Source organism: Comamonas sp. B21-038, from assembly GCF_022387135.1.
Taxonomy (GTDB): domain Bacteria; phylum Pseudomonadota; class Gammaproteobacteria; order Burkholderiales; family Burkholderiaceae_C; genus Comamonas; species Comamonas sediminis.
In genome coordinates, this window is record NZ_CP092462.1 from 300,717 (window position 1) to 324,460 (window position 23,744).

General features: G+C 65.0%; 22 protein-coding genes and 1 tRNA gene. 11 read left to right on the plus strand and 12 right to left on the minus strand.

Going from position 1 to position 23,744, the window contains the following annotated elements:
* Positions 1–4 precede the first annotated feature (4 nt).
* The 3 genes from rapZ to MJ205_RS01380 are packed head-to-tail and all read right to left on the minus strand — an operon-like array spanning position 5 to position 3,448.
* Complete coding sequence (gene rapZ / locus MJ205_RS01370; RefSeq protein WP_239810850.1) at positions 5–901, minus strand: RNase adapter RapZ; 897 nt, start codon at positions 899–901, stop codon at positions 5–7.
* Positions 891–2,549, minus strand: coding sequence for a DNA repair protein RecN (recN, locus tag MJ205_RS01375; RefSeq protein ID WP_239810851.1), 1,659 nt, complete (start codon positions 2,547–2,549; stop codon positions 891–893). Before recN ends, rapZ begins: the two co-directional genes overlap by 11 nt.
* Positions 2,546–3,448 carry an NAD kinase gene (locus MJ205_RS01380; protein ID WP_239810852.1) on the minus strand — a complete coding sequence of 301 codons (903 nt, stop codon included), beginning with the start codon at positions 3,446–3,448 and terminating at the stop codon, positions 2,546–2,548. Before MJ205_RS01380 ends, recN begins: the two co-directional genes overlap by 4 nt.
* 319 nt (positions 3,449–3,767) lie before the next feature.
* Here MJ205_RS01380 and hrcA point away from each other — a divergent pair, with 319 nt between their 5' ends.
* Positions 3,768–4,769, plus strand: coding sequence for a heat-inducible transcriptional repressor HrcA (hrcA, locus tag MJ205_RS01385; RefSeq protein WP_239810853.1), 1,002 nt, complete (start codon positions 3,768–3,770; stop codon positions 4,767–4,769).
* A 52-nt stretch (positions 4,770–4,821) separates the two neighbouring features.
* Positions 4,822–4,898: transfer RNA gene (locus MJ205_RS01390), tRNA-Ile, on the plus strand.
* Positions 4,899–5,052: 154 nt separating this feature from the next.
* Here MJ205_RS01390 and MJ205_RS01395 read toward each other — a convergent pair.
* A complete protein-coding gene (locus MJ205_RS01395) occupies positions 5,053–5,388 on the minus strand; it encodes a type II toxin-antitoxin system PemK/MazF family toxin (protein WP_239810854.1) in 336 nt (111 codons plus the stop codon).
* Positions 5,382–5,681, minus strand: a complete 300-nt coding sequence (locus MJ205_RS01400; RefSeq protein ID WP_239810855.1) for an AbrB/MazE/SpoVT family DNA-binding domain-containing protein — start codon at positions 5,679–5,681, stop codon at positions 5,382–5,384. The genes MJ205_RS01395 and MJ205_RS01400 overlap by 7 nt, the downstream gene beginning before the upstream one ends.
* A 129-nt stretch (positions 5,682–5,810) precedes the next feature.
* On the opposite strand from MJ205_RS01400, the gene MJ205_RS01405 reads away from it, so the two are divergent.
* The gene (locus tag MJ205_RS01405; protein WP_239812630.1) at positions 5,811–6,293 is read left to right on the plus strand and encodes a GreA/GreB family elongation factor; all 483 of its coding nucleotides are present in this window, start codon (positions 5,811–5,813) and stop codon (positions 6,291–6,293) included.
* Here the strand turns inward: MJ205_RS01405 and MJ205_RS01410 are convergent.
* A complete protein-coding gene (locus MJ205_RS01410) occupies positions 6,290–7,096 on the minus strand; it encodes an IPTL-CTERM sorting domain-containing protein (protein ID WP_239810856.1) in 807 nt (268 codons plus the stop codon). The genes MJ205_RS01405 and MJ205_RS01410 overlap by 4 nt on opposite strands.
* 677 nt (positions 7,097–7,773) lie before the next feature.
* On the opposite strand from MJ205_RS01410, the gene MJ205_RS01415 reads away from it, so the two are divergent.
* Together MJ205_RS01415 and ygiD are read left to right on the plus strand one after the other, a co-directional pair.
* Positions 7,774–8,817: an NAD(P)-dependent alcohol dehydrogenase gene (locus MJ205_RS01415; RefSeq protein WP_239810857.1), complete on the plus strand. Its 1,044-nt coding sequence runs from the start codon at positions 7,774–7,776 to the stop codon at positions 8,815–8,817.
* 163 nt (positions 8,818–8,980) lie between these two features.
* Positions 8,981–9,844, plus strand: a complete 864-nt coding sequence (gene ygiD, locus MJ205_RS01420; protein WP_239810858.1) for a 4,5-DOPA-extradiol-dioxygenase — start codon at positions 8,981–8,983, stop codon at positions 9,842–9,844.
* Here ygiD and pdxR read toward each other — a convergent pair whose 3' ends face one another.
* Complete coding sequence (pdxR, locus tag MJ205_RS01425; protein ID WP_239810859.1) at positions 9,845–11,323, minus strand: MocR-like pyridoxine biosynthesis transcription factor PdxR; 1,479 nt, start codon at positions 11,321–11,323, stop codon at positions 9,845–9,847.
* A gap of 125 nt (positions 11,324–11,448) precedes the next feature.
* On the opposite strand from pdxR, the gene MJ205_RS01430 reads away from it, so the two are divergent.
* Positions 11,449–12,342, plus strand: coding sequence for a dihydrodipicolinate synthase family protein (locus tag MJ205_RS01430; RefSeq protein WP_239810860.1), 894 nt, complete (start codon positions 11,449–11,451; stop codon positions 12,340–12,342).
* Positions 12,343–12,355: 13 nt separating this feature from the next.
* On the opposite strand, the gene MJ205_RS01435 is transcribed toward MJ205_RS01430, so the two are convergent.
* A complete protein-coding gene (locus tag MJ205_RS01435) occupies positions 12,356–13,324 on the minus strand; it encodes a LysR family transcriptional regulator (protein WP_239810861.1) in 969 nt (322 codons plus the stop codon).
* Positions 13,325–13,597: 273 nt separating this feature from the next.
* Here MJ205_RS01435 and MJ205_RS01440 point away from each other — a divergent pair, with 273 nt between their 5' ends.
* From MJ205_RS01440 to aldA, 4 genes are all read left to right on the plus strand, one after another.
* Positions 13,598–14,896, plus strand: a complete 1,299-nt coding sequence (locus tag MJ205_RS01440) for an MFS transporter (RefSeq protein WP_239810862.1) — start codon at positions 13,598–13,600, stop codon at positions 14,894–14,896.
* A gap of 24 nt (positions 14,897–14,920) precedes the next feature.
* Positions 14,921–16,108 (plus strand): L-rhamnonate dehydratase, encoded by a 1,188-nt coding sequence (gene rhmD / locus MJ205_RS01445; protein ID WP_239810863.1) that lies wholly within the window; start codon positions 14,921–14,923, stop codon positions 16,106–16,108.
* Between the two features lie 91 nt (positions 16,109–16,199).
* The gene (locus tag MJ205_RS01450; RefSeq protein WP_239810864.1) at positions 16,200–17,000 is read left to right on the plus strand and encodes an HpcH/HpaI aldolase family protein; all 801 of its coding nucleotides are present in this window, start codon (positions 16,200–16,202) and stop codon (positions 16,998–17,000) included.
* 10 nt (positions 17,001–17,010) lie between these two features.
* Positions 17,011–18,444: an aldehyde dehydrogenase gene (gene aldA, locus MJ205_RS01455; protein ID WP_239810865.1), complete on the plus strand. Its 1,434-nt coding sequence runs from the start codon at positions 17,011–17,013 to the stop codon at positions 18,442–18,444.
* Between the two features lie 105 nt (positions 18,445–18,549).
* On the opposite strand, the gene MJ205_RS01460 is transcribed toward aldA, so the two are convergent.
* Positions 18,550–19,137, minus strand: coding sequence for a TetR/AcrR family transcriptional regulator (locus MJ205_RS01460; protein ID WP_239810866.1), 588 nt, complete (start codon positions 19,135–19,137; stop codon positions 18,550–18,552).
* Positions 19,138–19,224: 87 nt separating this feature from the next.
* Between MJ205_RS01460 and MJ205_RS01465 the strand changes: the two genes are divergently transcribed.
* Entirely contained in the window at positions 19,225–20,508 is a 1,284-nt protein-coding gene (locus MJ205_RS01465) for an MFS transporter (protein ID WP_239810867.1), read from the plus strand.
* Here the strand turns inward: MJ205_RS01465 and MJ205_RS01470 are convergent.
* Genes MJ205_RS01470 through MJ205_RS01480 form a run of 3 tightly spaced genes read right to left on the minus strand, consistent with a single transcriptional unit; the run spans position 20,505 to position 23,730 of the window.
* Positions 20,505–21,518 (minus strand): Bug family tripartite tricarboxylate transporter substrate binding protein, encoded by a 1,014-nt coding sequence (locus tag MJ205_RS01470; protein ID WP_239810868.1) that lies wholly within the window; start codon positions 21,516–21,518, stop codon positions 20,505–20,507. The two genes, MJ205_RS01465 and MJ205_RS01470, sit on opposite strands and share 4 nt — an antisense overlap.
* Positions 21,515–22,531 carry an NADPH:quinone oxidoreductase family protein gene (locus MJ205_RS01475; protein ID WP_239810869.1) on the minus strand — a complete coding sequence of 339 codons (1,017 nt, stop codon included), beginning with the start codon at positions 22,529–22,531 and terminating at the stop codon, positions 21,515–21,517. Before MJ205_RS01475 ends, MJ205_RS01470 begins: the two co-directional genes overlap by 4 nt.
* 14 nt (positions 22,532–22,545) lie before the next feature.
* The gene (locus MJ205_RS01480) at positions 22,546–23,730 is read right to left on the minus strand and encodes a CaiB/BaiF CoA transferase family protein (RefSeq protein WP_239810870.1); all 1,185 of its coding nucleotides are present in this window, start codon (positions 23,728–23,730) and stop codon (positions 22,546–22,548) included.
* Positions 23,731–23,744: the final 14 nt, after the last annotated feature.

The following is a 23,744-nucleotide window of genomic DNA, read 5'->3' on the forward strand; positions in this document are numbered from 1 at the left end:
GGCTTTATCCGCTGTGCTTGGCGCCCAGTTCGCGGTGGCGCTGCAAGGTGGTCCAGCGGTCTCCAAAGTGCTGGGCCAGCGCATTGACCAGGTAGACCGAGCGGTGCTGGCCACCGGTGCAGCCCACCGATACCGTAGCGTAGCTGCGGTGGTTTTTCACCAGCTCCGGCAGCCAGTTGTCCAGAAAGTTGATGATGTCGTTTTGCATCTGCAGCACCTTGGGCTGCTGAGCCAGAAAGTTGGCGACCGGCGCTTCCAATCCCGTGTGCGGTCGCAGCTCGGGCTCGTAGTAAGGGTTGGGCAGCATGCGCACATCGAACATGTAATCGCTGTCGATCGGAATGCCGTGCTTGAAGCCAAAGGACTGGAACAGCAAGGTCAGGCTCGATTGCGGTGCCTGGATCCAGTCCTTGATCTGCGCTTGCAGCTGCGAGCCGCGCATATTGCTGGTGTCGATGACATGGGCCTGTTCGCGCAGATCGGCCAGCAACGCGCGCTCTTCCTCAATCATCTGCACCAGCGCGCGCGGGCCTTCCTGCAGTTTTTCGTTGGTCAGCGGATGGCGCCTGCGGGTTTCGGAAAAGCGGCGCATCAGCGTATCGCGCTGCGCGTCCATGTAGATCAGCCGAACCTGGGCGCCAGCGGCGCGCAGGCGGTCGAGCTGCGCAGGCACCAGGTACAGGCCCTTGGCACTGCGCGCATCGATGGCGATGGCCACGCGGCTGCCATGCTGCCACTGCTCCAGCGACACCAGCGCCTGCAGCAGCTCGGGCGGAAAGTTGTCCACACAGTAGTAGCCCACGTCTTCAAGCGCGTGCAGCGCCACGGACTTGCCCGAGCCGGCCATGCCGGTAATGACCACCACTTCGAGCGGCTGTGAGAGGGATGTCTTAACGGTCATTCATTCCTCCGGCAATCATCTCTTGGGCATGGGCCCGGCTCGTCGCAGACAGGTTCTCGCCGCCGAGCATGCGGGCAATTTCATTGATCCGTTCGTCATCGGCCACGGTGCGGATATGGCTGGTGGTGCCACCCTTGCTGCGTTGCTTGGCCACCAGCAGATGGTGGTCGCCGCGCGCGGCCACCTGGGCCAGGTGGGTCACGGCCAGCACCTGTCGGTCGCGCCCCAGTGCCCGCATCACACGGCCGACCGAATCGGCCACGGCGCCGCCAATGCCCGAGTCGATCTCGTCAAAGATCAGTGTGGGTGCCTGGCCGAGCTGGCTGGTCGAGATCGCAATTGCCAGCGAGATGCGCGAGAGCTCGCCGCCCGAGGCCACCTTGGCGATCGGCTTGGGGTCGGTGCCCGGGTGGCCGGCCACCAGCAGCTCCACATCGTCGATGCCATCGCTGCGCGGTTCGCGCGCCGGGCTGACCTGGGCCACAAAACGGCCGCCGGCCATGCCCAGGTCCTGCATCGCCGCAGTGATGGCCTTGGACAGGCGCTTGGCCGCCTGTTGGCGCGCCTGGCTCAGCGTGGCGGCTACCTTTTGGTAGGCCTCCTGCGCCTGCTGGGCATTCTTGGTGAGCTGCACCATGTCGGACGAGGCCTCCAGCGCCAGCAGCTCGGCATGCCAGCCCTGCAGCAGCGCGGGCAGGTCTTCGGGCGCACGCTTGTAGCGGCGCGCCAGCGATATCCAGCTGCCCAGGCGCTGGTCCAGCTGTTCGAGCTTGTCCGGGTCCAGCTCCGCATGGCGCAGGTAGCCGTTGAGCGAGCGCATCACGTCTTCGAGCTGGGCCAGACACGACTCCAGCGACTCGGCCATCGCGGAGAAACCGGGCTCCACATGGGCCTGGTCCTGCAGCGCGTGCAGGCTGCGGTTGACCTGCGTGATGGCGCCACCGTCTTCGCCTTCCAGGCTGGCGATGGCGTTGTTGGCCGCATCCATCAAGGCCTGGGCATTGGACAGGCGTCCGTGCTGGGTGTTGAGCTCTTCCCATTCCTGCGGGCCGGGCGCGAGCTTGTCGATTTCGGCAATCTGCCAGAGCAGGCGTTCGCGCTCGCGCTGGTGGGTTTCTTCCATGCTGCGGGCCTGCTGCAAGGCCTTGTCGGCACTGCGCCACTGCGCGTAGGCGCGCTGGGTGGGCGTGCTGTCGGCGCCGGCATAGGCATCGAGCAGCTGGCGCACCGATTCGGGCTGGGTCAGCCCCTGCCAGGCATGCTGGCCATGGATATCGACCAGCGCGCCGGCAATGCTGCGCAGCTGCGTGGCGGTGGCGGGCACGCCATTGATCCAGAACTTGCTCTTGCCCTGCGCATCGATCACGCGGCGCAGCAGCAGGGTTTCTTCGCCCGGCATGTCGTTGTCGCTGAGAAAGCCTTCCAGCGTGGCGGGCGTATCGAACTCGGCCATCAACTCGGCGCGGCTGGCGCCCTGGCGCACAAAGCCGGTGTCGGCGCGGTGCCCCAGCACCAGCTGCAATGCATCGATCAGGATCGATTTACCGGCGCCCGTCTCGCCCGTCAGCGCCGTGAAACCGGTCTGGAAATCCACCTCCAGCTGCTCGACGATGACGAAATCACGCAAGCCAATGCGTCTGAGGCTCATGGCGTGATGCCCCCTTCGTTCCAGCCCAGCTTTTTGCGCAAGGTGGCGTAGTAGTTCCAGCCCCGGGGGTGCAGAAAGCGCGCCTTGTGCGGCGCGCTGCGCACCAGAATCTTGTCACCGCGCAGGATCGAGGCCAGCGACTGCATGTCGAAATTGGCAGCGACATCGCGCCCGCCAATCACCTCGATCGAAATTTCCTGCGTGTCCGGAATCACGCTGGGCCGGTTGGACAGCATGTGGGGCGCAATCGGCGCCATCACCCAGCAAGGCACCGTCGGGTGCACGATGGGGCCGCCGACCGACAGCGCATAGGCGGTCGAGCCCGTCGGCGTCGCAATGATCAGACCGTCCGCACGCTGGTTGGCGACCAGCTGGCCATCGACCTCGACCCGCAGCTCGACCATGCCCGAGGTACCACCCCGGTTCACCACCACATCGTTGAAGGCCAGGGCCTCGAAGACGCATTGGCCTTCGCGCATCACGCGGGCGTGGATCATCGAGCGCACTTCTTCTTCGTATTCGCCGGCCAGAATGGCCGACAGCGGGCCCATGAAGGTCTGCAGCGGCACGTCGGTCACAAAGCCCAGGCGCCCCTGGTTGATGCCGACCAACGGCGTGTTGTACTGGGCCAACTCACGTCCCACACCGAGCATGGTGCCGTCACCGCCCAGCACGATGACCAGGTCGCAGCGCTCACCGATCTGCTGCATGCTGAGCGTGGGGTAGTGTTCCATGCCGGTGAAGGCGGCGGTTTCCTTCTCCAGGAATGCAGTGCCGCCCTGGGCCTCGATATAGCAGGCGATCTGGCTGAAGGCCGCATAGGACTGCTGGCGCACCTCGGCAGTGGGGGGCGCATGGTGTTTGCCGATCAGGGCAATGTGTTGAAAGCGAGACTGCATACGCAAATTACATCACCAAAGTGACGCAATCTTTTTGAATTTCTTGAGCAGCCCCAGGTTGCAGCTGCTGCCTGCCCTGCGAAGGCATGCCGCGCCGGTAGCCAGGGCTGGGCCTGAAGCCACTCGGGCGTGTGCAGGCAGACGCACCGGGCAGCCACAGCGCCATTGTTGCATGGCTACAAAAATCCAGAGCAGCGCAGCCCTTCCGGCGTTCCGGCGTTCCGGCGTTCGGGCATCCGGCACTGCCCCGGCCCCTGCATTACCCTTGGTCCGCGCAATACCTGCCGCCAGGACCGGCGGACACGGATAAAATGCGCCCATGCTCGATGACCGTGCCCGGCTGCTGCTCAAAACCCTGGTGGAACGCTATATTGCGGATGGCCATCCGGTGGGATCCCGTGCACTCACGCAGGAGCCCGGGCTGGATTTTTCGCCGGCCACCATCCGCAACGTAATGGCCGACCTCGAAAGCCTGGGCCTGATCGCCAGCCCCTACACCTCCGCCGGCCGCATTCCCACCGCCAAGGGCTACCGCCTGTTTGTCGACACGATGCTGACGGTGGACGCGGACCAGGTCGTCGCCGCCGAAATTGCGCCTGAGCAGCCGCAAAAGGTCATCACCAGCGCCGCAGGCGTGCTGTCGGAGCTGTCGCAGTTTGTCGGTGTGGTGCAGGCGCCGCGCAAAAGCTCCTCGTTCCGGCATATCGAGTTCTTGCGCCTGTCGGAAAAGCGCATCCTGCTGATCCTGGTCTCGCCCGAAGGCGATGTGCAAAACCGCGTGATCTTCACCGAATCGGACTACTCCCAGAGCCAGCTGATCGAGACCGCCAACTACCTCAATGCCCATTACGCCGGACTGGCGATGGAGCAGGTGCGCCAGCTGTTGCGCAAGGAAGTCGACAGCCTGCGCGACGAGATTGCCGCGCTGATGCTGGCGGCGGTGAATGTGGATGAAGATGCCGAAGCCGCCCCGCATGAACTGGTGATTGCCGGCGAGCGCAACCTGCTGGCCGTCAGCGATTTCAGCAACGACATGACCAACTTGCGCCGGGCCTTTGACCTGTTCGAACAAAAGACCCAGATCCTGCACTTGCTGGAGAATTCCAACCGCGCCGAAGGAGTGCAAATCTACATCGGCGGCGAGAGCCAGCTGCTGTCCGTCGAGGAGCTTTCGGTGGTCAGCACCCCCTACCAGGTCAACGGCAAAGTGGTCGGCACCCTGGGCGTCATCGGCCCCAAACGCATGCCTTACGAGAAGATGATCCAGATCGTTGGAATCACCTCAAAGCTCGTCTCCAACGCACTGAGCCATCCGAAATAAACGCTAGAATGCAAAGCTTCACTCGCCGGGGATCCCGGCAAGTGGTGGTGCCGGGGCGTTAGCTCAGTTGGTTAGAGCAGAGGACTCATAATCCTTTGGTCGCGGGTTCAAGTCCCTCACGCCCTACCATATTCATTGGCTGCACAGCTATCATTTTTGATGCTGTGCGGCTTTTTTATTGGTGCTTATGTGCATAGCTTGTGCGCTGTCTTGCTGGCAAAGCGGCGCCGATTGCCTGGTAGAGCTCAGGCCTCGCCCTGGGCCTGGTCCATTGCAAGGGGCGTCAGGAATACATCTCCTGCAGTGCCTTGAGACAAGCTTGCGTTACGTGGGTTTTCAGATCGCCCCGTTTATCAATGAGGCGTGACTTGTCTACTGCTCGCATCTGGTCCAAAAGAATCAGTCCCTTGCTGCTTTGAAATGTCACCGGAATGCGGAATGGGGCAGCATGGCTGCCGGTTGTCATCGGTGCGACCGTAACGATGCCCAATGCGAGGTTCATTTCATCGGGCGACAGCACCACGCAAGGGCGCGTCTTCTGGATTTCCTTGCCCTGTGTGGGATCAAGATTGATGAGCCAGATTTCACCGCGCTTGACACAGTGGCTTGCGTTCACCATTCGACAGGTCCCCCGGTAAGTTGCGGGCTGGAGGTTTCTTCTCCCCAAACAAGATCTGCATCCGCTGCGTTGCCGAACTCGCCCATGACAAGACGGTCATCATTCGATTGAGCTATGGCAGCCGCAGCCTCTGCCCAGCCGCTGCGTAAAGCAGGCTGAGCCTTGATGACGATCGATCCATCGATGACTTCGACGTCAGCTACCTGTGCTGTGTCCAGGCCGGCCTGAGCCAGCAAGGCTTTCGGTAACACGACTCCCTTGCTGTTGCCGAATGCGCGAATGGTGAGCTGCATAGTCACTCCTTGGTTATAACTATGTTATTACAATCCAAATTTCAGCGCAAGCTCGGTAGAGTTGGTATCCAACGGGAAGGAGCCGTTCATAATCAGCCCCCAATATGTTCGAGAGGCCCATTTCTCATGGTGGACAAATCCTGGTTGCAGCAGCAGGTGCTGGAGCGGCTTGCGGCGGACCTGTTGCAGGTCGAGCAGGCAGTGAGCGTTGCGCATGAAGCGGCAACGCATGAGGAAAACATTGCCGAAAACAAGTACGACACCTTGGGCCTGGAAGCGGCCTACCTGGCGACGGGCCAGGCGCGCCGCGCAGAAGCCATCCGCGAGGCGCTGGTCCAGTGGCGGCTCTTTCGCCCGCAGCCCTATAGCGCCAGCCAAGGCATACAGCTGGGTGCGCTGGTTTGTCTGCTGGGTGCGGATGAGAAACAGCAGCAGATCTTTCTCGGCCCTGAAGGGGGAAATATGAAGCTGCTCATCGGTGCTGAAACCATCCAGGTCATCAACAGCCAAGCGCCCTTGGGCAAGGCGCTGCTGGGCAAGGCTGAGGGGGATGAAGTGACGCTGGAAGTGGCACAGGTCGAGCAGCAGTTGGAAGTGCTGTCGGTGACCTAGGACCCTGAAGGCCTGCGGCCCTTGCGGCGCAGCTGTAGCACGGCCATGGCCCCAGCCAGCAAGGCTGACAGCAGCATTGCTGCCCAGGTGCCCAGTGCGGGGACTGGCTCGGGCGTGCCGGGGTTGGCGGTCGGGGCTGCGGTCACCGCAAAGCTTTGCTGCTCTTGGGGTGCAGCGAAATAAGCACCATTGCCTGCCTGGTTCGCATTGACCATACAGGTGCCCACGCTGAGGAAGCTCACCGTGCTGTTCGTGACGGAGCAAATCTCAGCTGCCGAAGCGTCAATCGAGAAGACCACCGGCTCTCCAGACTCACCACCGGTCGCCGCGATGTCGTAGCTGCCTCCCACTGGCGCGGGATCGGGCGGGGTAGAGGTAAATGTAATGGTCTGAGGGATGGCGCCGTCTGATGAGCCCCGCAGGATGATGGACTCGACGCCCAACTCCGTACTTTCAAAACTGAAGGTGTCGGACACCGGGCCAGCCATAGTGGGTGCGGTGAACGTGAATGTGATCGTGCAAGGCTCAAATTGCGGGTAGAGGCCTTCAAGACAACTGTTGTTAACGACTGTAAAAGCGGGGTTGGCGGGGGGCGTGATGCTGTTGACGTTCAATAAGGGTGGAATAGGGCCGAAGAATTGCACCGTCACGGTTTCCTCTGGCGAGATGCTGCCTGCCACCGTATTGTCGAAATCGATGCTGCCTCTGCTGAAGTTAAGGCCCTGCGCCTGCACCGCCTGCAAGCCCAGCGTGGCCATCAAAACAAGCAGCGACTTGGTGATCCATGAAATGAATATTTTCATGCCAACTCCAGATAATTGGGTTGGATGTTAGCACTTGCCTACTTTTCTGAATCATCGGGTATAGCCCGATGGCGGTAGCAGCAGCGGCCCTGCCAGTACATCAGCAGCGCGATGGATCAGAAGGGAGAGAGAGTATCGCCATGCCGCGAGGGCAGATGCCTGCTTCCGGAACACAGACCTGGCAAGGTCCATGGGAAGGGCTGGTGCGGAGCGCGTCGCAAAGACGGAGGGAGCGCTTCAACGTGAAAAAAATGCCTGGCTACATGGAAAACCGCTGGCTAGCAAAAACGACCACTGGAGTGAAAACCCAGTAGGTCGCCCCACGATGAAACAAGGAACCGCGGCAATCGCTGTACCTTGGGGTTGATCATATTCGCAAATGAGAATTATTCGCAAATAACCACTTGCGTACCAGGGCAATCCTGCGCCGCGGCACCTGCGGCACGCACCGTCGCACCCCGCCGGGCGGCGGTGGCGCGTTGGTCCAGATCAAGGCGGAGGCGATGGCTCCCCGACTGCGTACCGATTTGCCACGCTTGCGGCGTAAGATGGCTGCGCCTCGCTGTGCGCATCACGGTTGGTGCCCCTGCAGCGTGGCAGCCCCCGTGCATCTGCCGGCTGGTGCTGCCATCGCTGCGCCATGCGAGGTACTTCTCGAACGGAATAGGACCTTCATCATGACTGTCAAAGCCTATGGCGCCCACGCGGGTGACCAACCTCTTGAAGCGCTGCATATCGAGCGGCGAACGCCAGGCGCCCAGGATGTGCAGATTCGCATTGCCTACTGCGGTGTCTGCCATTCCGACATCCACCAGGTGCGCTCCGAATGGGCCGGCACGCTCTACCCCTGTGTGCCGGGGCATGAGATTGTCGGCGAGGTGGCGGCCGTGGGGGCTGACGTCACCGAGTTCAAGCCGGGCGATCTGGTCGGGGTCGGCTGCATCGTCGACAGCTGCCAGCACTGTGTGGACTGCGGCATGGGGCTGGAGAACTACTGCAACCACATGGTCGGCACCTACAACGGGCCTACCGCCGATGCGCCGGGCCATACCCTGGGCGGCTATTCGCAAAGCATTGTGGTGCACCAGCGCTATGTGCTGCGGGTCAGCCATCCACCGGAACAGCTGGCCGCTGTGGCGCCGCTGCTGTGCGCCGGCATCACCACCTATTCGCCTCTGCGCCACTGGCGCGTGGGGCCCGGCCACAAGGTGGGCGTGGTGGGCATTGGCGGGCTGGGCCATATGGGCATCAAGCTGGCGCACGCGATGGGCGCGCATGTGGTGGCGTTCACCACGTCCGAATCCAAGCGCGATGCGGCCAGGGCGCTGGGCGCCGCCGAGGTCGTGGTCTCACGCAATGCCGATGAGATGGCCGCCCATGCGCAAAGCCTGGACTTCATCCTCAACACCGTCGCCGCGCCGCATGACCTGGACCCGTTTTTCCATCTGCTCAAGCGCGATGGCACGATGACCCTGGTGGGTGCGCCGTCGACCCCGCATCCCTCGCCCGGCGTGTTTGGTCTGATCATGAAGCGGCGTAGCCTGGCAGGTTCATTGATCGGTGGTATCCCCGAGACCCAGGAGATGCTCGACTTCTGCGCCGAGCACGGAATTGTGGCGGACATCGAGCTGATCAAGGCCGAGGAGATCAACGACGCCTACGAGCGCATGCTGCGCGGCGATGTGGCCTACCGCTTTGTGATCGACAACGCCACGATCTGATCCGTTGATAGCCTGACGATCTAAGCCCATGCAGTGCATGCCTACCGGCAAGCACTGCATTTTTCTTGTGGGTTGCGGCGGAACTTGTGCCCCGGGGCCGCCTCAGACAGCGGCCTTTTGTTTTTTGGTATTCGCCGCTATGTTGTCACGTCGCTCCCTGGTTATGTCTGGCAGTCTGTCTGCGGTGATGGCTGCGCTGCTGCCGATGGGCGAAGCGCTGGCACGCAGCCCACAGCCGCCGCGCAACATGCCGGTGCTGTTCATCGGCCACGGCAGCCCGATGAATGCCATCAGCGCCAACCCCTTTACCCAGCATCTGCAAAACTGGGGCAGCAGCCTGCCCAGGCCCAGCGCCATCCTGGTGGTGTCGGCCCACTGGCTCACGCGCGGCAGCACGGGGGTGACGGTGAACGACAAGCCCGCCACGATCCATGATTTCTCCGGCTTTCCGGCCGAGCTGCATGCGATGCAGTACCCGGCCGCCGGCCACCCGGCGCTTGCGGCGAAGGCGGCCGCGCTGGTACGCAGCGGCCAGGCGCAGCTGACGGACCAATGGGGGCTGGACCACGGCACCTGGACGGTTCTGCACCACCTCTATCCCCAGGCTGACGTGCCGGTGTTCCAGGTCTCGATCGACTACAACCAGCCCGGCCCTTACCACTATGCGGTGGGCAGGGAGCTGGCTGCGTTGCGCGCACAGGGCGTGCTGATCATCGGCAGCGGCAATATCGTGCACAACCTGCGGGCAACGGTGCGCGGCGCGCCCGAAGGGCTGATGGCCGCCCGCGACTGGGCCCAGCAGTTTGACGAAGCGGCCAAGCAGGCCTTGCTGGCAGGCAACCAGGAGGCCCTGGTGGCCTACCAGCAGCTGCATGCTTCCGCCCGGATGGCCGTGCCCACGCCGGACCACTACTGGCCCCTGTTGTATGCGCTGGGCGCCGCCCACGGCAGTGGTCCGGCGCGCCAGGTGTTCGAGGGCTTTCAGTCGGGCACCATCAGCATGCGCTGCCTGCAGTGGGATGCCTGATCAGCGCAGGCTCTGCAGCGCTTCGGCCAGGCGCTGCACGCCCCGCTCAATCTCGGGCAGGTCCAGCAGCGCATAGCCCATCACCACGCCGGCTTGGGCGTGCCCGGCAGGCTGCCGGTACAGCGGGCTAATCGGGTAGACGCGCACGCCGCGCTGCGCTGCCGCTTGCACCAGCTGCGCCTCCTGGCTGGCGGCCAGACCAGGGAACCATACCGACAGATGCAGGCCGCTGGCCGCACCCTGTATGCGCACCTGGGTGCCCAGATGCCGCTCCAGCGCCTGCAGCAAGGCCTGCTGGCGCGCATGCTGTTTGCGCCGCATGCGCCGCACATGGCGGGCATAGCTGCCGTCGTCGATCAGCTGGGCCAGCGCGCGCTGGGGGCCGGTGGCGGTGTGGCGGTCGGTCAGCAGCTTGGCCTGGGCAAACAGGCTGGCCAGCGCCGGGGGCAGCACCATATAGCCCAGGCGCAGCTGGGGCGACAAGGTTTTGGAGAAGGTGCCCACGTGGATCACGCAGTCCGCGCTGTCCAGCGATAGGAGGCTGGGCTCGGGCCGCACGCCGTAGCGGTAGTCGCTGTCGTAGTCATCCTCGATCACCCAGCAGCGCTGCGCATGGGCCCAGTCGAGCAGCGCATGCCTGCGGGCCATCGGCAGGTAGCCGCCCAGCGGAAACTGGTGGCCCGGCGTCACATAGGCCAGCCTGGCGGGCGCCTGCGCTGTCAGCGCGGCCAGTTGCGCGGTCTGCAGGCCATCGTCATCCACATCGGCGCAGAGCAATTGCGCGCCATAGGCCTCAAACACCTGGTGCGCCATGCGGTAGCCGGGGTTCTCGACGACCACCGGATCGCCCGGGTTGAGCAGCAGCCGCGCGCAGAGATCCAGCGCATGCTGCGAGCCGTTGACGACCAGGATCTGCGCGGTCGAGCAAGCCAGGCCGCGCGTCTGGTGCAGGTGCTGCTGCAGCGCCTGGCGCAGCTCGGGCGCACCCAGCGGCGATGCGTACTCCAGCCGCTGGCTGCGCAGGCCTTCTGCCCGGCGCAAGGCCTTGAGCCAGGGCAGGGTGGGGAAGTCGCGGCCCGCCAGCGGCCCGTAGACAAAGTCGATCACCCCAGCGGGACCGGGCGCAGCCGGGCGCAGCGGCATGGCCTGCAGCCGCTGGGCAAAGGCGGACAGGCGGCCGCTATCGGGCTGCTGGCGCTGGGGCTCGGAGGCCGCGGCACCCCGGCCCTGGGCGCGGATGCGGTCAGCAGCCCCTGCGGCCACACGCGTGGCCGCCCCGGGCCGGGTATCGACAAAGCCGTCCGAGGCCAGCTGCTCATAGACCAGGCTCACGGTGCCGCGCGACACCCCCCGCTCAGCGGCCAGCACCCGGGTCGAGGGCAGGGCCATGCCGGCCGCGTAGCTGCCATCGCCAATGCGCGCGCGGATGTCGCGGTACAGGCTGCGGCTGCTGGGGCGGGTGGACGAAGGTGCTGGCATCGCGGGCAACTGGACCAGTGATTTTGTTGAAAACTGGCTATTTTTAACCAGAAGTTGGAGCCGCACAATCCGGGCTTGGCCGTGACCCAGCTCGGGTGCGGCAGCTGTTTTGACAGGATGAAAGAATGTTCAAAGGTTTGAGTGCGTTTCCACTGACCCCCATGGATGAGCACGGCATCGATATGCCGGCATTGGCGCAACTGGTGCAGCGCCTGGTGGCCGCTGGTGTCGATTCCATCGGCGCGCTGGGTTCCACCGGCAGCTATGCCTATCTCTCGCGGGCGGAACGCGCGCAGGTCGCAGCGCTGGCGGTCGAGCAGGCCCAGGGCGTGCCGGTGGTCGTGGGCATTGGCGCGCTGCGCACCCGGGATGTGCTGGCCTTGGCCGATGATGCGCAAAAAGCCGGTGCCAGCGGCCTGCTGCTGGCCCCGGTCTCGTACCAAAAGCTGACCGACGACGAGGTCTATGGCCTCTTCCAGGCGGTGTCGCGTGCGGTGTCGGTGCCCATCGTGGTGTATGACAACCCGGGCACCACGCGCTTTGAATTCAGCGACGCGCTGCATGGCCGCATCGCGCAGCTGCCCCATATCGCCTCGATCAAGATCCCCGGCGTGCCGGCAGATGCGGCCGAGGCCCAGGCACGTGTGCAGCGCTTGCGCGCTGTCGTGCCGGCCCATGTCAGCATTGGCGTCAGTGGCGATGCCTTAGGCGCCAAGGGCCTGGTGGCGGGTTGCGATGCCTGGTATTCAGTCATCGGCGGCCTCTGGCCCCAGACCACGTTGGCGATCACCCGCGCTGCGCTGTCGGGCCAGGCAGAGCAGGCGCTGGCGCTGTCCAACCGCCTGGCGCCGCTGTGGGCCTGGTTCCAGCAAAAGGGCGGCAGCCTGCGCTCGGTCGCGACTGCGGCCGAGCTGATGGGCCTGGTCCGCTCGCCCTGCCTGCCGCTGCCGTTGCACGCCTTGCAAGGGGCCGACCGCGAGGCCTTGGCCGCGATGCTGAAAACGCTTGATCTGGCCTGAGCCCGCGCCGCACTCAAACCGCCATGTGCCGGGCCTGCTCGCGCAGCAGATCCATAAAGCGCTGCTGCTCCTGCGAGGCCTCCTGGTCCTTGCGCGTCAGCATGCCAAACGGGGCCATCGGCACATCGATCTGCACCGGCAAGGTCTTCACCAGGCCCATGCGCAAATAGTCCTTCAATGCCGAGTCGGACAGCAGCATCACCGCATCGGTCAGCTGCACCAGTTGCTGCATCGAATAGACGGAGCTGCACTCGGTGACGTCGGCCGGCACCGGCAGCTCCAGCTGCTGCAGCAGCTGGTCCAGCGCGATGCGTGCCGGCGTGCTGGCCGGCTGCAGTATCCAGGGCCAGTTGCGCACCAACTCTTCCCAGCTCAGCTTGCGGCGCCGCGCCAGCACATGGCCGCTGCGCACCACCACCAGCAGGCGCTCATTGCCCAGCGCTTCAAAGTCATAGGCCTCGCTGTCGCCGGCAATGCGGCGGCGGGCAATGGCCAGGTCAATGCGGCGCTGGTCCAGCAGGCGCAGCACCTGGTCGCTGGTGTCGCCCATGATGCGCAGGCGCAGCTGCGGGTTCTGCGCTTTCATCTCGGCCACGGCCGTCATCACCAGGTCGGGCGCCGCGCCCATGATGGTGCCAATCGCCAGGTAGCCATAACCGCCTTGTCGGCGCACCGCCAGGTCCTCGGCGCAGCGGTCCAGGCTGTTGAGCGAGGCCTCGGCAAAGCGCACCAGCTGCAAGCCCAGCGCGGTAGGGCGCATGCCGCGCGGCAGCCGCTCAAACAGCTGGCAACCAAACATGTCTTCGATCTCGCGCAGCATGCGCGTGGCAGCCGGTTGCGACATCGACAGGCTGATCGAGGCGCGGTGCAGATTCAGGCTCGATCCCAGCGCCACCAGCATGTGCAGGTGCTTGTAGCGCAGCCGGTTGAGCAGGCTGCGTTGCAGCGGTGGGGTGGCCGGTAAAGCGGGTTTTGCAGACATAAATAAAAGGTATCGGATATGACTGAAATTTGATTTGTTAGGCATCAATCATGCGCGTACATTCAGCTCCACACAAGAACGAATATCCCTTCCAGGAGACAAACATGAACGCCTTCGCGCACACTTTTTTCAGACCCCCCGCCCCACGACGGCGCTAGCGCTAGCCGCGCCCCACCGGCGCAGCAACCGCTACGCCAGCTTCTCCTTTCTCGCTCCTGCAGCGCCTGCTCTTTCGCAGGCGTGCTGGCCGCGCATTGTCTTTAAGGATTTGTCGTGAAAAAACTTCCCGCTCCCCTGCTCGCCAAGATCTCCTGGCGCCTGCTGCCCTTCCTGCTGCTGATGTACATCATGGCCTTTCTGGACCGGGCCAATGTGGGCTTTGCCAAGGTGGCCTTCCAAGCCGATACCGGCATCAGCGACGCTGCCTTTGCGTTTGGTGCCGGCGTGTTCTTTGTCGGTTATGCGCTGCTCGAAGTGCCCAGCAATCTGATCATGCACCGCATCGGCGCACGCATCTGGATGTGCCGCATCATGGTCACCTGGGGCCTGGTGTCGGCCGCGATGATGTTTGCCCATAACGAGACCACCTTCTATGTGCTGCGCTTCCTGCTGGGCGTGGCCGAGGCGGGCTTCTTCCCCGGCGTCATCCTGTACCTCACCTACTGGTTCCCCGCTGCGCACCGGGCGCAGGCGATGGGCTTTTTCTACTTCGGCGCGCCGCTGGCCTTCATCTTTGGCAGCCCGTTGTCGGGCCTGCTGCTGGAGCTCGATGGCATGGGCGGCTGGCACGGCTGGCAATGGCTGTTTGCCGTGGAAGGCCTGATGGCCGTGGCCGTCGGTATCTGGTCGTATTTCTACCTGACCAACCGCCCGGCCGACGCCCAGTGGCTGACGGCCGACGAGCGCCGCCAGGTGCAGGAGATCATCGACAGCGAAGAGCGCGCCAAGGGCGGCCACCAGCACAGCCTGCTCACTGCCATGTGCCAGCCACGCGTGTTGTATCTGGCGCTGGTCTATCTGCTGATCCAGGCCAGCGTCTACGGCGTGGTGTTCTACCTGCCCAGCCAGGTGGCGGGCCTGTTGGGTACCAAGGTGGGTCTGCAGGTGGGCCTGGTCTCGGCCATCCCCTGGCTGTGCGCGCTGCTGGCGGCCTGGTGGGTACCCGGCCTTGCCCAGCGCAGCCAAAAGCCCCGCAGCGTGGCCAGCATGACCTTGCTCGTTGCTGCGATCGGCATGGCCGCCTCGGTGAGTTTCTCCAGCCCGCTGCTGGGTGTCGCAGCCCTGTGCTTTGCGGCGGCAGGCTTTATCGCGGTGCAGCCGGTGTTCTGGACCTTTCCTGCCAACACGCTGGCCGGCGCTGCCGCAGCGGGTGGTATTGCGCTGATCAATTCACTGGGCGCTGTCGGCGGCTTTGTCGCCCCCATCGTCAAGAACTGGGCCGAGGGCCATTTCCACTCACCCGCCGCAGGCCTGTACCTGCTGGCAGGCACAACGGTACTGGCAGCGCTGCTGGTGCTGGGCATCCGGGCCCGCCTGGCGCCCGCTGCGCTGCAGCCCCAGGCCGCTGCCTAAATTGCATAAGGAGCAAACAACACCATGAGCCAGATCCCCACCATCAAGCAAGTGCGCGCCTATACCCTGAAAGGGGGCGGTGCCGACTACCACGACCAGGCCGATGGCCACTGGATCGACGACCACATCGCCACGCCGATGGCCAAGTACCCGGAGTACCGCCAGAGCCGCCGCAGCTTCGGCATCAATGTGCTGGGCACCCTGGTCGTGGAAATCGAAGACAGCGCTGGCAACGTCGGCTTTGCCGTCACCACCGGCGGCGAGCCCGCAGCCTATATCGTCGAGAAGCACCTGGCGCGTTTTCTGGAAGGCGCCAAGGTCACCGACATCGAACGCATCTGGGACCAGATGTACTGGTCCACCCTGTACTACGGCCGCAAGGGCATCGTGATCAACACCATCTCCGGGGTGGACCTGGCGCTGTGGGATTTGCTGGGCAAGGTGCGCGGCGAGCCGGTGCACCAGCTGTTGGGCGGCGCGGTGCGCGATGAGCTGCAGTTCTACGCCACCGGTGCGCGCCCCGATCTGGCGCAGAAGATGGGCTTTATCGGCGGCAAGATGCCCCTGCACCATGGGCCGGCCGAAGGCGAAGAAGGCCTGCGCCGCAACCTGGAGGAACTGGCCACGATGCGCGAGCGCGTGGGTCCGGACTTCTGGCTGATGCTGGACTGCTGGATGAGCCTGGACCTGAACTACGCCACCCGCCTGGCCCAAGGTGCGCAGGAGTACGGCCTCAAGTGGATCGAAGAGGCACTGCCGCCCGATGACTACTGGGGTTATGCCGCGCTGAAGAAGAACGTGCCCACCGGCATGCTGGTGACCACCGGCGAGCATGAGGCCACGCGCTGGGGCTTTCGCCAGCTGCTGGAGATGGGCTGCTGCGACATCATCCAGCCCGATGTTGGTTGGTGCGGCGGCATCACCGAGCTGCTCAAGATCTCGGCGCTGGCCGATGCCCACCAGGCGCTGGTGATTCCGCATGGCTCCAGCGTCTACAGCTACCACTTTGTGGCCACGCGCCACAACAGCCCCTTTGCCGAGTTCCTGATGATGGCCCCCAAGGCCGACGAGGTCGTGCCGATGTTCCACCCGCAGCTGCTGGGCGAACCGGTGCCGGTGCAGGGCCGCATGCGCCTGTCGGCACTGGACAAGCCCGGCTTTGGTGTGGAGTTGAACCCCGCCTGCGAACTGCACCGCCCCTATACCCATTGATCAACCATTGATCAGCCATTGATCAGCCATTGATCAGCCATTGATCAGCCATTGATGGGCCCGCGCCGACGGGCCAGCCAGGAGACATCCTATGGATTTGCCATTGAACCCCTTCAAGGCCGCGCTGCGCCGCAGCGAGCCGCTCTACGGTATCTGGGCCGGCTTTGCCACGCCCTATGCGGCCGAGATCATCGCCACCACCGGCTACGACTGGATGCTGGTGGATGGCGAGCATGCGCCCAATACCGTGCCGACCCTGCTCGCGCAGCTGCAGGCCGTGGCGCCCTATGCCACGCACCCGGTGGTACGCGCTGTGCATGGCGATGCGGTGCTGATCAAGCAGCTGCTGGATGCCGGCGTGCAGACCCTGATGGTGCCGATGGTCGAGACGGCCGAGCAGGCCCGCGCGCTGGTGCAGGCCATGCGCTACCCGCCGCATGGCATCCGGGGTGTGGGCGGCGGCCTGACCCGCGCCACGCGCTGGGATGCGGTGCCTGACTACATCCGCACCGCGCATGAGCAGCTCTGCCTGGTCGTGCAGATCGAGTCGCGCCTGGGCGTCGAGAACGCGGCCGAGATTGCCGCCGTCGACGGTGTCGATGCCGTCTTCATCGGCCCGGCAGACCTGTCCACCGGCATGGGCCATGCCGGCGATGCCAGCCAGCCGGAGGTGCAGGACTGCATACGCCGCACCGTCGAGACCACCATGGCCCATGGCAAGGCCTGCGGCATTCTGGCGCCGCGTGAAGAAGATGCCCGCCGCTACACCGAATGGGGCTGCCGCTTTGTGGCGGTGGCCATCGATATCAGCCTGATGCGCCAGGCCGCCGTGGCCAACCTGGCGCGCTACCGTGCGCCCAGCCAGCCGGCCATTGTCTCTACCACCTACTGAGGACGAACCCATGCCCACCACCCCTGTTTTGCGCAACTACATGGCCGGTGCGTTCAGCGACAGCGCCGAGCTGCACGAGGTCCGCAACCCTGCCACCGGCGCGCTGCTGGCGCAGTCGCCGCTGTCCACCCAGGCCGATGTGGACCGCGCGATTGCGGCAGCGCGCGGCGCGCAAAAGGCCTGGGCGCGCCGCCCTGCGATCGAGCGTGCGCAGTACCTGCGCCGCATTGCCGCCCGCCTGCGCGAGAACGTCGCGCGCATTGCGCGCACCATCACCGAAGAGCAGGGCAAGGTGCTGGGCCTGGCCGAGGTGGAGGTGAACTTCACGGCCGACTACCTGGACTACATGGCCGAATGGGCGCGCCGCATCGAAGGCGAAGTCATCAGCAGCGACCGGGCCAACGAGCAGATCTTTCTGCTGCGCAAGCCGATGGGCGTGGTGGCCGGGATCCTGCCCTGGAACTTCCCCTTCTTCCTGATCGCACGCAAGATGGCGCCGGCGCTGCTCACCGGCAACACCATCGTCATCAAGCCCAGCGAAGAGACCCCTATCAACTGCCATGCCTTCACTGAACTGCTGGCCCAATGCGAGCTGCCGGCCGGCGTGTTCAACGTGGTTTATGGCCAGGGCGGCACCGGTGGCGCGCTGTCGGCCCATGCCGGGGTGGACATGATCAGCTTCACCGGCAGCGTGGGCACCGGCGAGCGCATTGCTGCAGCCGCTGCGCCGCACATCACCAAGCTCAACCTGGAGCTGGGCGGCAAGGCGCCCGCGATTGTGCTGGCCGATGCCGACCTGGACCTGGCCGTCAAGGCCATCCGTGATTCGCGCATCATCAACACCGGCCAGGTCTGCAACTGTGCCGAGCGCGTCTATGTGCAGCGCCAGGTGGCCGACGAGTTCACCGCACGCATCGCCAAGGCGATGGCCGCCACCCGCTATGGCGACCCGATTGCGCAGGCCGATGTGGAGATGGGCCCGCTGATCAACCAGAAGGGCCTGGACAGTGTGGACGCCAAGGTGCGCCGTGCGCTGGCCGATGGCGCGCAGCTGGTGACCGGTGGCCAGGTGGCCGATCTGGGTGCCGGCTTCCACTACCAGCCCACGGTGCTGGCCGGCTGCCGCGCCGACATGGAGATCATGCGCAAGGAAATCTTCGGCCCGGTGCTGCCGATCCAGGTGGTCGAAGACCTGGACGAGGCGATTGCGCTGGCCAACGACTGCGAATACGGCCTCACGTCCTCGCTCTACACCCGCGACCTGTCCAAGGCCATGCAGGCGATGCGCGAGATCGACTTTGGCGAGACCTACATCAACCGCGAGAACTTCGAGGCCATGCAAGGCTTCCATGCCGGTGTGCGCAAGTCGGGTGTCGGGGGTGCCGATGGCAAGCATGGGCTCTATGAGTACACCCATAGCCATGTGGTGTACCTGCAGTCATGAGGGAACGCTGACGCTGAGGTGTTGAGCCCCAGCTACCCGCGACGAAGAAGGCCGCCAACCCGGATTAGCCAGGTTGGCGGCCTTTTGCTTTTGGCATTGCGGCGTTCAGGGCTTGGCGCTGAGCCCTTCCACCACCGCACGCACCTGCTGCAGCACCTCGTCGGCGAGTGCCGGATCGGACTTGACGACGCCGCGCGAGATGGCCATCGCGCCCACCAGTGCTGCCACCAGGGTGCTGGCCAGCGCCTGGCGCTGCTGCGGGTCGGCGCTGGCTGGCAAGGCCGCCTCAATGCCGGCGCGCAGCTCGGCAAAGCCATCGCTAAAACTGCGGCTGACCGCCTCGCTCTGGCGGCCCGCATCGCAGGCGGTGGAGACCAGCGGGCAGCCCCGGGTCATGTCATCGCGCACCTGGGGGTTGAGGTAGCTGTCCAGGTAGGTGGTCATTGCATGGTCGCTCTTTTCACTGGCCTGCTTGACCCGGCCAAAGCCTTGCCCAAACCCATAGGCCAGCGCCTGGGCGGCCAGGTCCTGCTTGTCGCTGAAATGCTTGTACAAGGCGCCCTGCGTCAGGCCCGCCTGCTGGCAGATATCGGCCACGCCCGTGCCATCAATGCCGCGTTCCTTGAACAGTGCAGCGGCGGCATCCAGCAGTGCCTGGCGGTTCTGTTGCGCTTGTTCCTTGGTGACTTTCATCGCAAATACCCTGCTTGAACCTGTGCTTGACAGTTTTTGATTGTGATCGCTATCATTGTAGCCCCTCCGTCGATAAAGTCCAATAACATGCTCGCTTCCCGACTCGCCGTGCTGCTCCAGCGCCATGGCATCCATTACGCCTGGGTGATTGCCGCCATCACCTTCCTGGCCATGCTGGTCACCTCGGCGGCGCTGGGGTTGCCGGGGGTGCTCATGCAGCCGCTGGCCGTCGAGTTTGGCTGGAGCGTGCGTGATCTGTCCTCGGTGTTCGCCACCCGCTTTGCGCTGTATGGCCTGCTGGGGCCCTTTGCAGCCGTCATTTTGCTGCGCTATGGCGTATCGCGTGTGGTGGCGCTGGCTGCGGCGGTGATTGCCAGTGCCTTGCTGCTGGGCCTGTTCATGCACAACCTGGGCCAGGCCTTTGTGCTCTGGGGCATTGTGCTGGGCATGGGCACGGGCCTGACTGCGATGGTGCTGGGTGCCACGGTGGCCAACCGCTGGTTTGTGCAGCGCAAGGGCCTAGTCATGGGTTTGCTGGCGGGCAGCAGTGCCACCGGCCAGCTGCTGTTCTTGCCGGCTGCTGCCTGGCTGATTGCGCAGTACGGCTGGCGCTGGGCCTTGCTGCCAGTGGTGGCGGCATCGGCCGTGGTGCTGGTGCTGGTGCTGCTGTTCATGCGCGACAGCCCGGCCCAGATGCAGCTGGCCCCTTATGGTGCTGACCCGGCTGCAGCGCCTGCCGCGCCTGCACCCCGCGCCAGCTGGGGCCTGCCGTTCAGCACCTTGGCCGCTGCCGCGCGCGTGCCGGCCTTCTGGATTCTGGCGGGCACCTTCTTCATCTGCGGGCTCAGCACCAATGGGCTGATCCAGACCCACTTTGTCTCGCTCTGCGGTGACTATGGCCTCGGCCCGGTGCCAGCCGCCTCGGTGCTGGCGATGATGGGCATTTTTGATCTGGTGGGCACGACCTTGTCGGGCTATCTGTCGGACCGCTATGACAGCCGCAAGCTGCTGTTCTGGTACTACGGCCTGCGCGGGCTGTCGCTGTTCTGGCTGCCGTACTCCGAGTTCACGGTCGCCGGCCTGTCGCTGTTTGCGGTGTTCTATGGGCTGGACTGGATTGCGACCGTGCCGCCCACCGTCAAGCTGGTGGCCAGCGAGTTCGGGCCCGAGCGCGCAGCGCTGGTGTTTGGCTGGGTATTTGCCGCCCACCAGCTCGGTGCTGCGGTGGCCGCCTATGGCGCAGGCCTGGCGCGCTCGGTGCTGTCGTCGTACTCGCCCGCATTGTTTGTCGCAGGCGCTGCCTGCCTGGTGGCGGCAGCGGCGGTGCTGTGGGTGCGCAAGCCAGCGATGGCGATGCGTGCCGTGGGTTAATCCGCCCGCGCGCCCGAGCGTTTCACAATCTCGGCCCATTTCTTTTCTTCGCTGCGCATATAGGCCAGAAACTCCTGCGGGCTCGATCCGACCGGCTCGGCGCCCATGCGCTGGTACTGCGCGGCCACCTCGGGCTTGCGCAAGGCCTGCTGCGCAGCCTGGGCCAGTTTGCCCACGATCTCGGGCGGCGTGTTCTTGGGGGCCCAGAGGCCGTACCAGGTGCTGGTGGCATAGTCGGCAATGCCCGACTCCTGCATCGTCGGAATCTGCGGCAGCGAGCTGGAGCGCTTGGCGGTGGTGACGGCCAGCGCCTTGAGCTTGCCCGAGGTGATAAAGGGCATCGCCGAGGGCATCGAATCGAACATCAGCTGGATCTGGCCGCCCATCAGATCGGTGAGCGCCGGCGAGCTGCCCTTGTAGGGCACATGCTGCATCGCGATGCCGGTCTTGAGCTTGAACAGCTCGCCCGACAGGTGCTGCGACGAGGCATTGCCGGCCGAGCCAAAGTTGACCGTGCCCTTGCTCTTTTTCAGGTAGGCCACCAGCTCCTGCACGTTCGACACCGGCAGCTCGCTGTTGACCACCAGCACCAGCGGCACATCGACAATCTGCGTGATCGGCGCAAAATCGTTGAAGGAGTCATACGGCACCTTGTCGTAGACCGAGGGGTTGATCACCTGCAGCGAGGCATTGGCCAGCAAGGTGTAGCCATCGGGCTGGGCCTTGGCGACCTGGGCCGCGCCCACCATGCCGCTGGCACCGGGCTTGTTGTCGATGAAGATGGTCTGCTTCAGGCTCTCGCCCATCGAGATCGCGACCAGGCGGCCGACCAGGTCGGTGGGGCCGCCGGGCGGGTAGGGGATCACCATGCGGATGGTCGAGGCCGGGTAGTCGGCCGCCGATGCCGCGTTGGCGGCGGGCAGGCCGCTGCCCAGCAGGGCAATGCCCAGGCCGGAATGCAGCAGCGATTGCAGGGCCTGGCGGCGCTGCGCTGAATGGCGTTGTCTCATGTCTTGTCTCCTTGTATTTGTAGCGCGACCTTGCCCAGCACCTCGCGGCTGTGCAGCGCATCCAGCGCATCGCAGAGCTGGTCCATGGCATACACCCGCGAGATGTCGGGATGGATGGCGTCGCGGTGGGCCATCTCAAACAGCGCGGCCATCATGGCCTGCATGGCGGCGGCATGGCGCTGGCGCTCGTTGGCGGGCGTCCAGCCGATGTACTGGCCATAGAAAAAGCCATGGATCGTCAGGTTCTTGACCAGCGCAATATTCATCGGCACCTTGGGGATCGTGCCGCTGGCAAAGCCGATGATGACGATGCGCCCGTTCTGCGCGGTGCAGCGCAGCGCCTGCAGCAGCAGGTCGCCACCCACCGGGTCAAACACCAGCGTCGCGCCTTTGCCAGCGGTCACCGCCTTGACCTGCTCGATCAGGTGCTGCGGATCGACGGCGTGCTGTGCGCCATGGCGCAGGGCCGCCTGGCGCTTGTCTTCGCTGCTGGCGCAGGCAATGACCTGCACGCCAGGCACCTGGGCGGCCAGCTCCACGGCCGCCGCGCCCACGCCCGAGCCGGCACCCAGCACCAGCAGGCTGTCGCCCGCCTGCAGCGCCGCACGCCAGTGCAAGGCGGTATAGGCCGTGCCGTAGGAGATCGGCAGCGCCAGCGCACGCAGCGGATCCAGCCCCGCCGGCACGGCATACACGGTGCTGGCATGCACCTTGGCCAGCTGCGCATAGGCGCCCCAGTCGCAGATGAACACGACCGGGTCGCCCACCTGGACATGGCGCACGGCGCTGCCGCATTGCAGCACCTGGCCTACGCCTTCGGTACCGGGCACAAAGGGCAGCGGCGGGGTCTTTTGGTATTTGCCCTCGATCAGCAGGCCGGTGGCGTGGCTGACGGTGGCATGGCGCACGTCGATCAGCACCTCGTCGGCAGCCAAGGCGGAGGGGGGCTCGGTGGTCTGGACGGCGGTCACATCGCGGGGCAGGCCGAAGCTGCGGCAGACAATGGCTTTCATGGGTGCGGCTCCGTTCACAGGCCTACCACCTGGCGGGCCGCCAGTGCGTCGATCTCGTCCGGTGCCAGGCCCAGGCTGCGCAGAATCTGCTGGCTGTCGGCACCAATGCGCGGTGCGGGCAGCGGTGCATCGGGCTTGGCTGGCCAGGGGGTGGCGGCCATCAGCACCTCGCCAAAACTGGGCTGCTGCACGGTCTTGAACGTGCCCAGGTGCCGGGCCTGCGGGTGCTGCACCACGTCGGCCGCGCCATGCACCACCGCATGCAGCACGCTGTGCTGGTGGAACAGCGCGCGCAGCTCGGCCAGCGATCGGTCTGCCACGGCGCGGGCCAGGTCGGCATGCAGCTGCGCCTTGTGCTGCAGCCGCAGCGCATTGCTGGCAAAGCGCGGGTCACTGTCCCAGCTGGTCAGGTCCAGCGCCTTGCCGATGCGCAGAAACTGCTCGTTGTTCAGCGCCAGAATCGTCAAACGGCCATCGGCCGCATCAAAGATGCCATTGGGCGCGCTGACGGCCGCCTTGACGGTCTGGCCGCCCAGCACCTCTTCAGACAGCGCCGTCGATTGCAGCGCGCAGCAGACGTTGAACAGGTTCAGCTCCACATGCTGGCCCTTGCCCGTCTTCAGGCGCTGCAGCAGCGCGGCAGTGCAGGCCTGCGCGGCATACACGCCGGTGGCAATGTCGGCCAGCAAGAAGCCGATGCGCTGCGGCGCGCCTTGGGCATCGCGGTTGCTGTTCATCAGCCCGGTGTCGGCCTGCATCACCGAGTCGGTCGCCGGGTTGTCGGCAAAGGGGCCGTCTGCGCCATAGCCGCTGATCGATACATAGACCGGCTCCAGCCCCAGCGCCTGCAGCGCGGCAAAGTCCAGGCCCAGGCGTTCTACGACCTGGGGGCGAAAGTTCTGCACCACCACATCGGCATCACGCGCCAGCTGCAGGATCAGCGCCTTGCCCTCGGGGTGCTTCGCATCGACCGCCAGGCTTTGCTTGCCCGCGTTGTAGGTGCTGGACAAGGTGCTGTGGCCGTTGCGGGCCACCCCCACATGGCGGCCCCAGTCGCCCTGGGCGGGCTCGACCTTGATGACCTCGGCGCCCTGGTGGGCGAGCAGCTGGGCGCAGTAGGGGCCGGCCACGCCCTGGCTCAAATCCAGGACCTTGAAACCGGCGAGCGGGGTAAACCCCAGTGTTGACTCTGGCGTCACGTATTGTCTCCTTG